Origin of the sequence: Adlercreutzia sp. DFI.6.23, from assembly GCF_024462535.1 — a bacterium.
Lineage (GTDB): Bacteria > Actinomycetota > Coriobacteriia > Coriobacteriales > Eggerthellaceae > Adlercreutzia > Adlercreutzia rubneri.
The window spans coordinates 1-291 of record NZ_JANGBP010000720.1; the positions used below are offsets into that span (position 1 = coordinate 1).

Sequence of the window (291 nt, forward strand, 5' to 3'; positions counted from 1 at the left end):
GCCTCGGCCGCTTCATCGTCATCGCCGCCCTTTACGGTGCCGTGGCGGTGCTCATGGCCGTTGTGTGGCGAACCTGGCAAGCGGGACACGAAGCGATGGCGACGTCCCCCGCGAACGACCTGGCCGAAGCCTGCGCCCTCATTGCCGCCGAGCGCAACCTCTCCCCGCACGAGGCCGAAGTGCTGGCGCTTTTGGCCGAGGGGCACAGCCGCACTTTCATCATGGAGAAGCTCGTCATCTCCGACGCCACGGTGAAGAGCCACACCAACCATATCTACCAGAAACTCGGCG

The 291-nt window shown here is 65.3% G+C and carries 1 protein-coding gene; it reads left to right on the forward strand.

What is annotated here, in order from left to right:
* Positions 1-291 (forward strand): response regulator transcription factor (locus NE591_RS15205; protein ID WP_256157096.1); only part of this gene is annotated, 291 nt, incomplete at both ends.